This window comes from Kocuria himachalensis (assembly GCF_054784195.1).
In genome coordinates, this window is record NZ_BAAGPL010000006.1 from 41566 (window position 1) to 55654 (window position 14089).

The 14089-nt window shown below is 73.0% G+C and carries 12 protein-coding genes; 4 read left to right on the plus strand and 8 right to left on the minus strand.

Annotated features, from left to right (window positions below):
- Nucleotides 1–10: 10 nt before the first annotated feature.
- The gene (gene ppc / locus ACYVM4_RS04645; RefSeq protein WP_460667785.1) at nucleotides 11–2827 is read right to left on the minus strand and encodes a phosphoenolpyruvate carboxylase; all 2817 of its coding nucleotides are present in this window, start codon (nucleotides 2825–2827) and stop codon (nucleotides 11–13) included.
- Between the two features lie 228 nt (nucleotides 2828–3055).
- Here ppc and ACYVM4_RS04650 point away from each other — a divergent pair, with 228 nt between their 5' ends.
- Nucleotides 3056–3604 carry a hypothetical protein gene (locus tag ACYVM4_RS04650; protein ID WP_460667786.1) on the plus strand — a complete coding sequence of 183 codons (549 nt, stop codon included), beginning with the start codon at nucleotides 3056–3058 and terminating at the stop codon, nucleotides 3602–3604.
- Nucleotides 3605–3643: 39 nt separating this feature from the next.
- On the opposite strand, the gene ACYVM4_RS04655 is transcribed toward ACYVM4_RS04650, so the two are convergent.
- The gene (locus ACYVM4_RS04655; protein WP_368822428.1) at nucleotides 3644–4147 is read right to left on the minus strand and encodes a phosphoribosyltransferase; all 504 of its coding nucleotides are present in this window, start codon (nucleotides 4145–4147) and stop codon (nucleotides 3644–3646) included.
- A gap of 122 nt (nucleotides 4148–4269) precedes the next feature.
- Here ACYVM4_RS04655 and ACYVM4_RS04660 point away from each other — a divergent pair, with 122 nt between their 5' ends.
- Together ACYVM4_RS04660 and ACYVM4_RS04665 are read left to right on the plus strand one after the other, a co-directional pair.
- Entirely contained in the window at nucleotides 4270–4845 is a 576-nt protein-coding gene (locus ACYVM4_RS04660) for a cysteine hydrolase family protein (protein ID WP_368822427.1), read from the plus strand.
- A gap of 161 nt (nucleotides 4846–5006) precedes the next feature.
- Nucleotides 5007–6959 (plus strand): hypothetical protein, encoded by a 1953-nt coding sequence (locus ACYVM4_RS04665; protein WP_460667787.1) that lies wholly within the window; start codon nucleotides 5007–5009, stop codon nucleotides 6957–6959.
- Between the two features lie 101 nt (nucleotides 6960–7060).
- Here the strand turns inward: ACYVM4_RS04665 and ACYVM4_RS04670 are convergent, their stop codons facing one another.
- The 6 genes from ACYVM4_RS04670 to ACYVM4_RS04695 form a co-directional block, all read right to left on the minus strand.
- Nucleotides 7061–7771 carry a cation transporter gene (locus ACYVM4_RS04670; RefSeq protein ID WP_368822425.1) on the minus strand — a complete coding sequence of 237 codons (711 nt, stop codon included), beginning with the start codon at nucleotides 7769–7771 and terminating at the stop codon, nucleotides 7061–7063.
- Complete coding sequence (locus ACYVM4_RS04675; RefSeq protein WP_368822424.1) at nucleotides 7768–8100, minus strand: ArsR/SmtB family transcription factor; 333 nt, start codon at nucleotides 8098–8100, stop codon at nucleotides 7768–7770. Before ACYVM4_RS04675 ends, ACYVM4_RS04670 begins: the two co-directional genes overlap by 4 nt.
- Nucleotides 8101–8141: 41 nt before the next feature.
- A complete protein-coding gene (locus tag ACYVM4_RS04680) occupies nucleotides 8142–9785 on the minus strand; it encodes a peroxidase family protein (RefSeq protein ID WP_460667788.1) in 1644 nt (547 codons plus the stop codon).
- Between the two features lie 112 nt (nucleotides 9786–9897).
- Entirely contained in the window at nucleotides 9898–10389 is a 492-nt protein-coding gene (gene lepB / locus ACYVM4_RS04685) for a signal peptidase I (protein WP_460667789.1), read from the minus strand.
- Nucleotides 10386–12176 carry a multicopper oxidase family protein gene (locus tag ACYVM4_RS04690; protein WP_460667790.1) on the minus strand — a complete coding sequence of 597 codons (1791 nt, stop codon included), beginning with the start codon at nucleotides 12174–12176 and terminating at the stop codon, nucleotides 10386–10388. Before ACYVM4_RS04690 ends, lepB begins: the two co-directional genes overlap by 4 nt.
- 133 nt (nucleotides 12177–12309) lie before the next feature.
- Nucleotides 12310–12864, minus strand: a complete 555-nt coding sequence (locus ACYVM4_RS04695; protein ID WP_460667791.1) for a hypothetical protein — start codon at nucleotides 12862–12864, stop codon at nucleotides 12310–12312.
- A 264-nt stretch (nucleotides 12865–13128) separates the two neighbouring features.
- On the opposite strand from ACYVM4_RS04695, the gene ACYVM4_RS04700 reads away from it, so the two are divergent.
- Complete coding sequence (locus ACYVM4_RS04700) at nucleotides 13129–14040, plus strand: AfsR/SARP family transcriptional regulator (protein WP_460667792.1); 912 nt, start codon at nucleotides 13129–13131, stop codon at nucleotides 14038–14040.
- Nucleotides 14041–14089: the final 49 nt, after the last annotated feature.

A 14089-nucleotide genomic window follows, 5' to 3' on the forward strand; every position in this document is an offset into this window, starting at 1 on the left:
TCCCGGCCGGTCAGCCGGTGTTGCGCAGGCCGGCGGCCACCCCGTTGATGGTGATGAGCAGGGCGCGTTGCAGGCCCTCGTCGACCTCCTGGCCCTCGGCGTCCTGCTCCCGGATCCGGCGGAGCAGCTCGACCTGCAGGTAGGAGATGGGGTCGAGGTACTGGTCCCGCACCTCGAGGGTCTGCTTCAGGGTGGGGTTGCCGTCCAGCAGCTCCGCCTGCCCGGTGAGCCGGGCGAGCTCGTCGAGGGTGAGCTCGTACTCGCGGCGGATCGCCTCGAACACGTGCTGGAGCCGCTCGGGCACGAGCGCCCGGACGTAGTGGGCGGCGATCTCCAGGTCGGTCTTCGCCACGGTCATCTCCACGTTGGAGATCACGGAGCGGAAGAAGTGCCAGCGCTCCAGCATGGTGCGCAGGTCCTCCTCCATCCCCGCCTCGCGGGCGGCCCGCAGGCCCGAGCCCACCCCGAACCAGCCCGGCACGATCTGGCGGGACTGCGTCCAGCCGAAGACCCACGGGATGGCCCGCAGCCCGGACAGGCCCTTGTCCGACGACGGGCGCTTGGCCGGGCGGGAGCCGATGTTCAGCGCACCCAGCTGCTCCACCGGGGTGGCGGACAGGAAGTACTCCGGCAGGTCGGGGTCCTCCACCAGGCCCGTGTAGGCGGCGAAGGCGGCGTCGCTGACCACGTCCATGACCTCCCCCCACCGGTCCAGCTCCTCCTCGGTGGAGCGCGGGTCCTGGTGCAGCGCCGTGGCGCGCAGCACGGCGGCCAGGGACAGCTCCAGGTTCTCGCGGGCCAGGGCGGGGAGGGAGAACTTGTCGCTGATCACCTCGCCCTGCTCGGTGAACTTGATCTCGCCGGCCAGCACACCGCTGGGCTGGGCGAGGATCGCGTCGTGGGTCGGCCCGCCGCCGCGGCCCACGGACCCGCCGCGGCCGTGGAAGAGCCTCAGCCGCACGCCGTGCCGGGCGGCGACGTCGCGCAGCAGGCGCTCGGTCCGGTGGATCTCCCACCGGCTGGTCATCACCCCGGACTCCTTGTTGGAGTCGGAGTAGCCGAGCATGACCTCCTGGACGTTCCCGCGCGCGGCGACCACCCGGCGGTAGGCCGGGTCGGAGAGTAGCTCGTCGATGACCTCCGCGGAGCGGCGCAGCTCCTGGACGGTCTCCAGCAGCGGTGCGAAGCCGAGGGTGGCGCGGTCCTGCGCGCCGGTGAGGTCCACCAGCCCGGCCTCGCGGGCGAGGATCACGGGGGCCAGGATGTCGTCCGCGTCGCGGGTCATGGACACGATGTAGGTCTCGACGATCTCCTCGCCGTAGGTCTCCTGGGCCCGGGCGATCTCCCGGAAGACGGCGAACGTCCGGTCCGCGTCACCCTCGAGCTGCACGGCACCCGTGGACAGCCCCGGCGGGGCGAGCGGACGACGACCGGCGAGCTCCCCGGCGAGCACCGCGGCGCGCGCGGCGCGGTCCATGTCCGCGTAGGGCTGATCCAGCTCCCCCAGCCGGTCGAGCAGCTGCCCCACGGCCTCGTGGTGGGCGTCGGCGTGCTCGCGGACGTCCAGGGTGGCCAGGCCCAGGCCGAAGCCGGCGATGGTGCGGGTCGCCGCGGCGAGCGAGCCGTCGGCGGCGAGCGCGCCCGCGTGGTGCCGCAGCGAGCGGGCCACCACGTCGAGGTCCGCCACGAGCTCGGCGGTGGTCCGGTAGTCCCGGCCCGGTTCGTGGACGGTCTCCTCCGCGAACCGGCGGCGGGTGTTGATCAGTTTGGCCTTGATGCAGGTGAGCTTGAGCCGGTACGGCTCCTGCGCGTTGAGCTCCAGGACCCGCGGGTCCAGTCCGGGCAGGTGTGCCACGTCCCGCTCCACGGACTCCCGGAGCTCGGGGTCCACCTCGACGATCGCGGTGGAGGGGGACAGCCGGGAGACCAGCACGTCCAGGAAGCTCAGGGCGATGTCGACGGCCGCCTGCCCCTGCAGCTGGAGGACCCGGCGGGTCATCTCGGGGGTGACGTTGGGATTGCCGTCCCGGTCCCCGCCGATCCAGGACCCGAAGCGCAGCGGCGGGGGGCCGGCCGGCAGGTGCACGTCGTGCTGCGAGAGCTGGTCCTCGAGGTCCGCGAGCAGCACGGGCATGGTCTCGATGAGGACCTCCCGCAGGTAGTACAGGGCGTTGCGGGCCTCGTCGAGCGGGGTGGGCCGGTTCTGGCGCAGCTCGTCGGTCTGCCACAGGAGCTCGATCAGCTCGGCGAGGCGCCGGTCCTGGCTGCGGCGCGCGGCGGAGCCCTCGGGCGTCTCGCGGGCCAGGATGTCGGAGAGGTGCCGGATCTTGGTCAGCACGGAGCGCCGGGAGGCCTCGGTGGGGTGGGCGGTGAACACCGGCCGGACGTCCAGGCTGCCCACGGCCTCCCGCAGGGCGTCGGGACCGGCCTCGGCGACGACGTCGGTGACGGCCGCGGCGAGCCACCCCTCGTCCTCCGAGCGGCGGCCGAGCACGCGCACGCGGTGCACCTGCTCGGCCGCGTTGGCCAGGTGGAAGTAGTGGGCGAAGGCCCGCACCAGGTCCGTCGCCCGGTCGAGGGGCAGGGAGCCGAGCAGGTCGCGGACCTGGCCCGCGGCGTCGTCGGCCCCGGAGGCCTTGGCGTCCTTCGCGTCCTTGGTGAGCCGGCGGACCTGCTCGACCAGCTCCAGCAGCTCCTCGCCGCGCTGGCGGGCCAGGGTCTCCCCCAGCAGGGTGGTGATGCGGCGGACGTCCGCACGCAGCGGCGCGTCGATCACCTCGGCGCGGTGACGGTCGGGGGCGGCGGTGCGGTCGTGCTGAGTCGTCATGTCGCGGCTGCTCCTGGCTGGTCGGTCGTCGCGGTGGCGCGCACGACCGACGAGCGGTCGCGCCGTCGGTGCCTACCGTGCCACCCTACCCCGGGTGATCCACGTCGCAGGAGACGCCCCCGCAGAAGGCGCTCGTGGAAGGCCTCCGTGGAAACCCGTGCCGGGCGGACCCCGGGGGCGGTAGGTTCGGCGGTGAGCACACCCCGCACGCGCCAGGAGGCACCGGCCATGAGCCAGCACCCGCACGGTCCCGGCGGCCCGCACCGTCCGGGCGGCGGGCCGCCCCCGCAGTTCCCCGGCGGACCGGGAGTGCCGAACGTGCCAGGCCCCGGGATGGTCCCGCCCCGGCCGCCGATGACCGCCCAGCTGCGAATGCTGCTGCGGCTGACGCTGCTCTCGCTCGGGGTGAGCGTGGCGGACACGTTCGTGCAGGTCGTCGCGGGCCCCAGCACGCTCCTGCCCGGCATGGAGGATCTGGTGCGGGTCCCGGGGCTGCCCGGAGGCGGTCTGGCCGCCGTGCTCGCGCTCTTCGGCGTGGTGCTGACGACGGCGCTCTACGCGCTCGTCTGGTTCCCGCTGCGGGAGCAGCTGCAGTGGGGCTGGATCCTCGGCCTCGTCTTCTGCTCACTGGCCGTGCTCGGCGACCTCTTCGACCTGGCGGTGTTCCTCCTGGGCGGGCACCTGCTGCCCGGGCTGAGCACCACCGCCCTGGTGGCGGTCAACATCGTGTGGCTCGTCGCGGCGAGCCGACCCGGCGTGCGCGCGGCGCTGCGCTGACCGAGCGCGTCCCCGGCGAGAGGCGCGGCCCGGACGAGGTCAGGACCCGGCGGTGACCGGTGGGGCGGCCGACCACGGGAAGACGATCCAGTCGTCGGTGGCCTTCCACAGGTAGTCGGGGCGGATCACGGAGCGGGGCTTGCCGTAGATGACGGCGGAGCGTGCCTCGGCGCCCAGGCCGCGCAGCAGCTCCAGCACCAGGGCGAGGGTCCGCCCGGAGTCGGCCACGTCGTCGACGACGAGCAGCTTCCGGCCCGCGATGGACTCGGTGTCCAGCATCGGGGCGAGCAGCACGGGGTCCGGCAGGGTCTGGTGGACGTCCGTGTAGAACTCCACGTTGATGGCGTCGGAGAGCTTGACCCCCATCGCGTAGGACAGCGCCCCGGCCGGGAGCAGGCCCCCGCGGGCCACGGCGATGATGATGTCCGGCAGGAAGCCGCTGTCCACGACGCTCTGGGCGAGCTCCTGGGTCGCCTCACCGAAGCGCTCCCAGGTGAGGATCTCCTTGCCCTCGAGCTCGAGGGCGTCCGCGTGATAAGCCATGCGCTTCAGGCTACCGGAGCCCCGGACGGGTGGAACCGCGACCCCATTGGTAGTAAGTTCACTGATCAGATCGTTGCCCACGGGAGCTCCTCTCGGGATCTCCCCGCACCGGAGAGGACGCCATGACCCAGAACTCGGGGCAGGGCCGCACCGCCCTGCTCGTCATCGACATGCAGAACTCGTACTTCGACTTCCCCGAGCTCGAGGAGCAGCGGGAGTCCGTGACGGAGAAGGTCAACGAGCTGATCGCGGCGGCCCGCGAAGGCGGCTGCCCGATCCTGCTGATCCGCACCCAGCACGAGCGGGACCGCTCGACGTGGACCGTCAACATGCACGACGACGGGCAGGGCTTCGCGTTCCCCGGCACGGAGCAGTCCGAATACGTGGCCGGCCTCGACACCGAGGGCGGGACGGGGCTCGTCAAGACCCGGGACAGCGCGTTCTTCGACACCGACCTCGCGGCCCGGCTGCGCAACCTGGGCGCCACCCATTTGATGCTGTGCGGGATCTCCACGCACAGCTGCGTGTCCCAGACCGCGGTGGACGCGTTCGCCCACAACTTCCGGGCCGCGGTGGCCAGGGACGCCGTGGCCTCCGAGAACACGGACCTGTCCCGGGCGCTGCTGGCGTTCCTCGAGGACGAGATGCGCCAGGACATCCTGGACCAGGACGAGGCGCTGAACCGGCTGCGGGGCTGAGCACCGCGGTCCTCCTCCGGGCCCGTCATGACGCCGTGCGTCAGGCCCGCTCCCCTCCCGTTGCGCGGAGACACCGCGCCCGGGTCCGGCGCCACAGGCTTTTCTCAAGTGTGACTTTGCATATTCGCGACATCAGCACCGTCGCTACTTGAGGAGACATCATGAGCACCTCCACCAATCCCCGCGAACTGCTGCGGGACCCGCCACAACACCCCCGTGGCCGCCGCACGGTCGCCGCCGCCGCGGCGCTCCTGCTCGGTGTCACCGGCATCAGCGCCTCGACGGCCGCCACCCAGGTGGTCCAGCGCAACCCGGGCGGCCTGACCGCCGTGGGGCCGGTGAACACCGAGCACGGATTCCCCGCCTGGTACGAGGACAGCAGCAAGGTCCGCACGGAACTGTGCCTGGACGCCGACAACCCGCTGTGCGCCTTCCCGCCCGGGGACGTCCCGGATCCGCTGAAGCCCATCTCCTTCCCGGACAACTTCCCCGGCGAGGCCTTCTACATGCTCGCCGGGTCCGAGGTCGCCGTGCCCGGCGGCGGGGACGCTGTCCTCACCCTCGCCCTCGAGGCCGCGTTCGCCAACGAGAACCCGGTCCCCGGGGACCAGGTCGTCTTCGCCCGCCAGCGCATCGACGTGGACGACGCGGCGCCCAACACCACCCTGACCTTCCAGCACCCCTACGGCACCGTGACGGTCGACACCGACGAGCGGGGCCGCGGGCGCCTGGTGGAGGACGTCTCCCCCGCCATCGGCAACTTCAAGACGCCGCTCAAGGGCGACCTCGGACCGTTCCTGAAGTGGGACACCGGGGCGCCCGAGGGCTACCTGGGCAACCCCGACGTGGAGCACACCGTGACGGGCAGCCCGCTCGGCACGAACTTCTTCGAGGTGAAGACCTCGGACGGCGCCACCGCCCGCAACGACCAGTTCTCCGTGATGGGCAAGCTCTCCACCAACACGGGCGTGCAGGCCGACCGGGCCGTCGTCGGCGGAGGCCACATCGACGTCTTCGCCACCAGCCGCGGAGACCAGCTCGAGGTGGTCGGCCAGGACGGGGTCTTCGCGACCACGCCCATGGAGAAGGACGAGGGCGACTCCGAGCGTGCCTACGCCCGCATCGCGTACACGGGCGCCGCACCGGCGAGCGTGACGGTCCGGAACCTCGGGGACAAGCCCGTCAGCAGCGCCGAGGTCGCCGTCACCGACGTCTCGGTCGCCACGGCCGCGACCTACGACGGCACCGCGCTGACCGTCGAGGCGACGTCTTCCTCCGGGACCGCCCCGGAGGTCACCGGCTTCGGGAAGCTCACCGCCACCGGCACCGCGAACGTCTTCAAGGGCTCGTTCCCGACGGCCGCTCCCCCGGTCGAGGCCACGGTCTCCACCTCCGGGACGAGCCGGACCACCGTGCCCGTGGTCGTCACCGGCGGGGACGCCACCCCGGTCGGCGAGGCCCCGATCGATCCCGCCCCGGACCCCGGTCCCGTCACGGAGGGCACCACCCCGGACAATCCCGACGTCGTGCAGCCCGCGGCCACCGCGGCCGTCGCGGCCCGGACCGGCTCGGCGGCCCGGGGGATGGCCACGGAGCTGGACGGCAGCGGGTCCACGAACGCGGCCTCCTACGAGTGGACGCAGCTGAGCGGGCCCCAGGTGACGTTCAGCGACCGGACCGTGGCCAAGCCGAAGGTGGTGGTGCCGTTCTTCACCACGGTTGCCGCCACGGCGCCCGCGGCCGCGGACCAGGACCCGGTCCTCCAGCTGGTGGTCAAGAACGCCGCCGGGGTCGCGAGCGCCCCCGCGACGATCACCCTGAAGAGCGACGACGTGGTGACCGTCGCGGCGGCCTCCCGGCACAAGGTCGGCAAGGAGCTGCGGATCACGGGCACGGCCCTCGTCCCGGGTGCGCCCTCCCTGCTGAACCCCGCGACGTCGGTGAACATCTACAACACGACGTCGGGCAGGCCCGTCAAGATCGGCTCCGCGCCGGTGGACTCGCTCGGCAACTGGGAGTACCGGGCCAAGCCCGGCCCGGGCCAGCGGATCTCGGGCGTGCTCGTGCAGTCCACGCGCGGCGGAGAGGCGAGGGGGGTGGTGGGCACCGGATGAGCATCTGAGACAGCGCTCCCTCCAGCCGGCCCGTGCTCCGACCCCCTCGGAGCGCGGGCCGGCCCCTGTCGGTGCACTCCCGCCCGGACAGGGGCCGAGGGTCAGTGGGTGCAGCAGGAGCAGCCGGGGCCGCACGCGTCGGCGCAGTCCTCCGCGTCCTCGTCCAGCAGCACGGCCACCGGGGAGCAGCAGGCGTCCCCCCGCCAGGCCTCCAGACCCTCCCGCACCGCCACCGCGGCGATCACCAGGGCGGCGACCGGGTCGGCCCAGGTCCAGCCCAGCGTGCTGTTGAGGACCAGGCCCGCCAGCAGCACAGCCGAGAGGTAGGTGCACAGCAGGGTCTGGTGGGAGTCGGCCACCGCGGTGGCCGAGCCCAGCTCCCGGCCGGTGCGCCGCTCGAACCAGGACAGGAAGGGCATGACCACCAGGCTCACCGCCGCCAGCCCGATCCCGATCGGGGAGTGCTCAGGCTCGGCGGCCCCGAGCAGGGCGCGGATCGCATCGACGGTGACGAAGGCGGCCAGTCCGAGGAAGGAGAACGCGATCACCCGCATCGCCGCCTTCTCGCGGCGGTGCGGGTCGGGAGCGGCGAACTGCCAGGCCACCGCCGCGGCCGAGAGGACCTCGACGATCGAGTCCAGGCCGAAGCCGATCAGCGCCGAGGAGGACGCCAGGGCGCCCGCGGCCAGGGCGACGACGGCCTCGAGGACGTTGTAGGTGATGGTGCCGGCCACGATCAGGCGCACCCGCCGGTGCAGGACCGCCCGGCGCGCCGAGGTGAGGAAGCCCGGCCCCAGCGTGCGGGAGCTCATGCGCAGGCGCATCCGGCCGGGGAGCAGCAGGTGGGGTCCACGGTCACCACCAGCTCCAACAGCTCCCCCAGCGCCGTGCCGAGGCGGGGATCGGCCAGCCGGTACCAGGTGCTGCGCCCCTCCGCGGAGGCCGTCACCAGCCCGCATCCGCGCAGGCAGGCGAGCTGGTTGGACATCACCTGCTTGGACACGCCGAGGGCCCGCGCCAGCTCCGAGGGGCGGCCCGGGGCACCGCGCAGGGCCAGCAGGATGCCCGTGCGCGTCTCGTCGGAGAGGGCGGCGCCCAGCCGGGACAGCGCCGAGGCATGAGTGGGGGCGACGGAGGACATGCCCTCACGGTACACGTTCCCGTGTACTCAGGGCGTGCGGGTCAGGCGTCCCCGGTGAGCTCGTCCCCCGGCAGCTCGACCTCCGGCACCTCTCCGTCCTGCTCCTCGGCCTCGTCCCCCGCGGGCATGTTCTCGAGCGCCCCGGCCATCCGCAGGAAGTCGCCGCAGGCGAAGGGGGTCGTGGCCGGTGTCCAGGGCGTGGCGGCGTTGAGGAACGAGGAGCGGTCCAGGGAGAGGATGCCCAGGATCACCTCGGCGACGATCCGCCCGCCCACGGGCCCCAGCGTGCGCCCGCCCAGCAGCTCCGCCTCCTTCAGCACGTAGAACCACAGCGGGGCCCTGCCGTTCCAGCCGCGCTCCGTCAGCCCCAGGCGGTCGTTCGGGATCGGCGTCAGCCCCATGGCCCTGGCGACGTCCTGACCGGACGGCAGGCCGAGCCGCTTGCCGCGCAGCAGGTTGCGCTGGGCCAGGTCGAGGATCGCTCCGTCGACGTGCTGCACCACGGTGGGCGGGAGCTCCGACAGCGGCAGGGCGAGCTTCGTGTCGATCAGCCGGGTCATGTTGCGGTCGTCCGGCGCATCGACGCCGGGGAGGTCGAAGAAGTAGTTCCAGTCGGCCCGGGCGCGGGCGGGGATCGGCCGGGAGCCGCGGAGGTCGTGGCCCGGAGATCCGAAGAACGGGATGGTGACCTCGTCGTTCATCTCGTACTCCGCGCGGACCATGCTGTGGCCGAACCGGTAGGCGCCCACGGAGTACTCGATGGGCATCATCGGGCGAGCAGGGTTGCCCGGTCTGTAGAAGCGGCGGGCCACGGCCACCGGGCCCTTCCGTCCGACCGTCAGCATGCTCTGCACGAGGGGACGGCCCACCACGTGGGGCAGGAAGTCGTGCACGATCAGCCACTGGAAGTGCCAGCGCGTCAGGCGCCGCGCCTCCTCGAAGGACGCCCCGGAGTCGACGAACCGGTTGTGCGCCTGCAGGAAGGCGAGGTGGAACTGGGCGATGACCAGGTTCTCGTCGTTGCGGTGGTCGCCGAGGACCGCCGTCCCGTCCGCCCGGCGCGGCAGGTCCGGCAGTCCGTCCGGGGTCGCGCCGAGGCGCATCCGCCGCGGGTCCGCCGGGTCGTAGAGCTGGGGGTCCACCGCGGGGCCCCCGCCGTACACGGAGCCGAGGTCGAAGAACGGGGTGTCGAAGTTGACGAGGGCCTTCGGGTCCTGCTGCTGCACCGGCATCGGCGTGCTGTCCAGGGTCATGTCGTGGTCGATGAACTGCCCCAGGTAGGCGAACCCGGCCGGAATGCCGGGGTTGTCGAAGCCGTCGTTGCTCAGGGACACGTCGGCCAGGGGCGGCGTCCGGTCGATCATCCGCCCGGCCAGGCCGATCAGCAGCGCGTCGTCGGGCGCGAAGGCCGGCAGCTGCGGGAACATCACGCCGAAACGGCCCTCGGTCCGCCGGCCGGCCGTGACCGCGATCTGGGAGCCTCGGAGCTCACCGGCCCCGTGCCCCGTCCCACGGGACAGGACACCGGCTGCGGGTGCCGGTGTCGGCTTGCGCGGCGCGGCGCGGGCCACCGGGGCGGGCAGCGCGACGAGCCCGGCGGCCAGACCGGTGAGGACACCGCGGCGCGAGACACCGGGGCGGCCCGTCGTCGGGTCCTCGGTGCGCACGGGGTGCGGAGATTCCATGGTGCTTCCTTCCGGCACGGCCCGCCGCGGCGGGCACGTTGTTTGCTCCAGTGAATCCAGGGGTTCTTGGAAAAGTCTTGGACCGTGGCGGGCGCCGGGGCCCCCGTGCCGGTCACGGGCTCCGGGGCAGCAGGACCGTCGCCTCGACCGCGGAGGCGGGGATGCTCCCGTAGTCGCGGGAGTCCACGGACGGATACCGGTTGTCGCCCATCACGAAGAGGTGCCCCGGCGGGACCGTGACAGGGCCGAACCAGGTGGCGTCGATCCTGCTGTGGTCCACGAACGGCTCCGGGACCGCTTCGCCGTCGACGACCAGCACGGCGTCCTCGATCGCCACCGTCTGCCCTCCGCCGGCCACGACCCGCTTCACGGTGCTGCCGCCGTCCTGCGGGTCCGCGAAGACCACGAGGGAGCCCGGCGCGGCCCGCCGGTCCGGCGCCCCCGCCTTGAGCAGGAGCACCACCGTCCCCTCCGGCAGCGTCGGCTCCATGCTGTCGGAGCCGACGGCGAGGGGTTCGAGCAGCCACAGCCGGCAGGCGAGCACCGCCGCGGTGCCGAGCAGCACCGCGGCGGTCGTCCTGCGACCGGCCGGCGGGACGGTCACTTGCGGACCGGTTTTCCTCCGCTGCCCTTGCCCTTGCCCGAATTGGCCGGCGTGGGCGTGGGCGTCGGGGTCGGAGTCGGCGAGGGTGCCGGTGCGGAGGTCGCGGACGGCGACGGGGTGGGCGTCGCGGACGGGCTCGGCGTGGGGCTGGGCGCGGGAGCCGGGGAGGTCGCCGGGGCGCTGCCGTCGTCCCACTTCGCCGGCGCGGCCGTCATCGGGTCGGCGGGGTCCGGGTCGTCCTCCTTGAGCCCCACCCTGAACTGGACCATCATGTCGTGGTCCTCGTGGGAGAGGTTGTGGCAGTGGATCATGTAGCGGCCCTTGTGGGGCCCGAACTTCATGAGCAGCCGGACGGTCTCGCCCTCGCCCACGTAGACGACGTCCTTGGGCCCGCGCTCGTAGTTGAACGCTGACCGCCCGTTGCGGCTGAGGATCTGGAAGTCGACGAGGTGGATGTGCAGCGGGTGGTACCACCCGCCGGAGTTGTTCTCGAACTCCCAGACCTCCACCGCGTCGACGGCCACCTCGGCCGCGACCTTCTTGTAGCCGCTGGCGACGACCTCCTGCCAGGTGACGTCGTTGACCGTCCACATCCCGTTGGTGCGGTCCAGCTCGAACCGACGGGTCCGGGTGGACTGGGCCGGCTTCAGCGCCATCACCTCGTTGTGCACGGCCAGCTGCGCGGGGATCCGGTTCCACGTGGGGTCGGAGGTGTCCACCGGCTCGTCGACGACGTCGAACGCCATGATCTGGTGGGTGTAGTCGTAGTCCACGTTGTTGTCGTTCGAGAGGTTGCGCAGCTCGACGCGCTGCCCGGTCCGGTACTTGCGGAAGTCGATGAGCAGCTCGTAGCGCTCCGCACCGGCGTGCCGGTAGTTGTTGACGTACTGGGGCGTCGGCACCAGCCCGCCGTCCGTGCCGACGACGACGATCGGGTCGCCCGTGCTCAGGGTGGGGCGCAGGGACCGGGAGATGGAGGCGTTGAGCACCCGGAACCGGTAGACCCGCTTCTGGACCTTCATGACCGGCCACGGCCGCCCGTTGACCAGGATGACGTCACCCCACAGCCCGGAGTGACTGTTGTCGTCGTAGCCGAGCGATCCGTCCTCCGCGAACATCGCGTCGGAGATCGTGACGGCGACGTCGAAACGGCCCTGGGGCAGGAGCGCCCGCTCCAGGGGATCGTGCATGTGGTACTGCGCCGCGAGACCGGAGTAGGCGTTGAGCGCCGTGTAGTGCACGCCGTGGTCGTGGTACCAGAGGGTCCGCGCCGGCTGGAAGTTCGGGTAGTGGTAGTCCTTGTAGAAGCCCGGGTTCGTCACGTCGTTGGCGTACCCGTCGTACTGCGGGAGGGACGCCGACCCGTGCAGGTGCGTGGAGGTGGACAGGATGTGCCCGTCCAGGGGGTGCACGGAGGGCAGCTGGTTGCGCACGCGCAGCACCGCCTTGGTCCCCTGGTCGAGGCTGATCGTGGGCCCGGGGAAGATCCCGTTGTAGCCCAGGATCGGCGTGGTGAGGCCCGCTCGGGGCAGGATCTGGGCCCGCGCCGCACGCTCGGTGACCACGTAGTGGTGGACCGGCAGCCCGTCGGCGGGGTCGACGGACCGGGCGTGGGGCTGCAGCACCGGTGCCTGGACGAAGGGCGTCCGGAAGGGCCGGGGCATGTCGGCGTCGCGGAGCTCGCTGGCAGACTTCGCCTCCACGGAACGGGTGGGCACGGCGAGCGCCCCGGCCCCCAGCACTCCCAGTCCGCCGACCAGCAGGACGCTTCTTCTCGAGACGGTCATGGCTTTTCTCCTTCGAGCTGACAGGACGACGACGGGCCGGGTGCGCGCCCCGCACGGCGGGGCTCCGCAGCAGTGACGGCCGGCCGGGTCACCGAGATCGATGCAGTGGTCGTCGCAGGGGTCGTCGCGGTGGTCATCGGGGGCCACCACCGCGGTGGTGGTCCGTCCCGAGCGACAGCCGCGCGCTGCGCGGTCCCTCGAGGGTCAGCTCGAGTGCTCGGTCGGGGACCTCGAAGAGCAGCTCGGTCCGCAGGACCCCGCCCTGGAGGACCGTCTGCTCCTGGACGGTGGCGTGCACGGCGCGGGATGCTCCGCCGCCGAGGCGCTGCACCTCCCAGTCCGCGGCGTCGAAGTCGACGCCCCCGGCCTCGAGCGCGGTGAGCTCGAGCAGGACGCGCACCCGGTGGGAGTCGTCCTCGACGGAGGCGTCCCCGGCGGGCCCGTCCCCGGCCGACACGCCCCCGCCCGCGTCCTCCGGCAGGACGCCGTTGACGCGGGCGAGACCCCCGGGCACCGGGGCCACCGCGCCCAGCGGGGCGCCCGGCTCCTCGCCCTGTCCCAGCACGGCGCCGCCGAGGACCCCGAGGACGGCCAGGAGGAAGAGGGCGGGAAGCAGCCAGCGTCTGGTGCCCCGGCTCTCGGAGCGGGCCGGGGCACCGGCGGTCGGAAGCGTGGCGGAAGCGGTCATGCCAGCACGATGGGGAGCCGACCTTGGAGAAAAGTTGCCGACCGGCAGAGACGTCCGCCAGGACACCGCCGGCGGGGACACGGGGCGTCATCCGCCTCCGCTCCCGTGATCCGCCGGAGCCCCGGGACCCCCCGTTTTGGGGGGCGCCCCACCCCTCACCCGGGGCTGGCCCGGCGGCCGGCCCCGCCCCACACTGGGATTCACTTTCGGGAAGGGGGACCCGTGAAAACGACAGGTGCTGGTGGTGGAACGAGCGGATCGGACGTGCAGCTGTCCGTCCGCGTTCTGGGGCCGCTGGAGGTGCGCCGGGGGGACCGCGTGCTGACGGCCCGGGAGCTCGGCGGACCCAAGCAGCGGCAGATCCTGGAGATCCTGTTGCTGCAGCTGGGCACACCGGTGTCCAAGGACCGGCTGGTCGAGCTCCTCTGGGGGGACCGGCCGCCGACCGCCGCGCTGCAGAACCTGGAGAGCTACGTCAGCGTCCTGCGCCGCGGCCTGCAGCCGGGAGCGGGGCGGAGCGGACCGCTGCGCACCGCCAACGGCGGGTACGTCATGGACGGCGCGGCCGTGGACCTGGACCTCCGGCGGTTCGAGCTGGCCGTGGAGCACGCCGGTCGCCGCCGCCCGGAGCAGGCCTACGCGCTGTGGTGCGAGGCGCTCGAGCGGGCGGACGCGCCGCTGCTGGAGAACGAGCTGTGCTGCGAGTGGGCGGAGCTCCAGCGCGAGCTGCACGCCGCCCGCGTGCTCGAGGCCCGCGTCTCGGCCGCCGAGTGCGCTTTCGAGCTCGGGCTCCACGCCGAGGCCGTGCGGCACGCCCGCGCCGCTCTCGTCGAGGACCTGCTGCAGGAGCGGGCATGGACGGTCCTGGTCCTGGGGCTCGAGGGCTCCGGCCGTCCGGTCGAAGGGCTGCAGGCCTACGAGCAGTGCCGGCGGGCCCTGGACCACGAACTGGGGTGCGCTCCGTCCGTGGCGCTGCAGGCGTCCTACGCCCGCATGCTCCGGGCCACGGCGGCGACCGGCGACGAGCTGGGCCAGGTCCTGACGGCCCTGCTGGTGCTCCACGGCCGGCTCGGCGACCCGGATTGGATGCCCGGCCCCCGCGCTCCGCTCGCCCGGCAGGAGGCGGCCTCCGTGCTCCAGGCCTTCCTGGGCCGCTCCCTGAGCACCGCCGCGTAGAGGACTCGGCCATGCGACCCCACGAACCACGGCGCCATAGGCCATACCC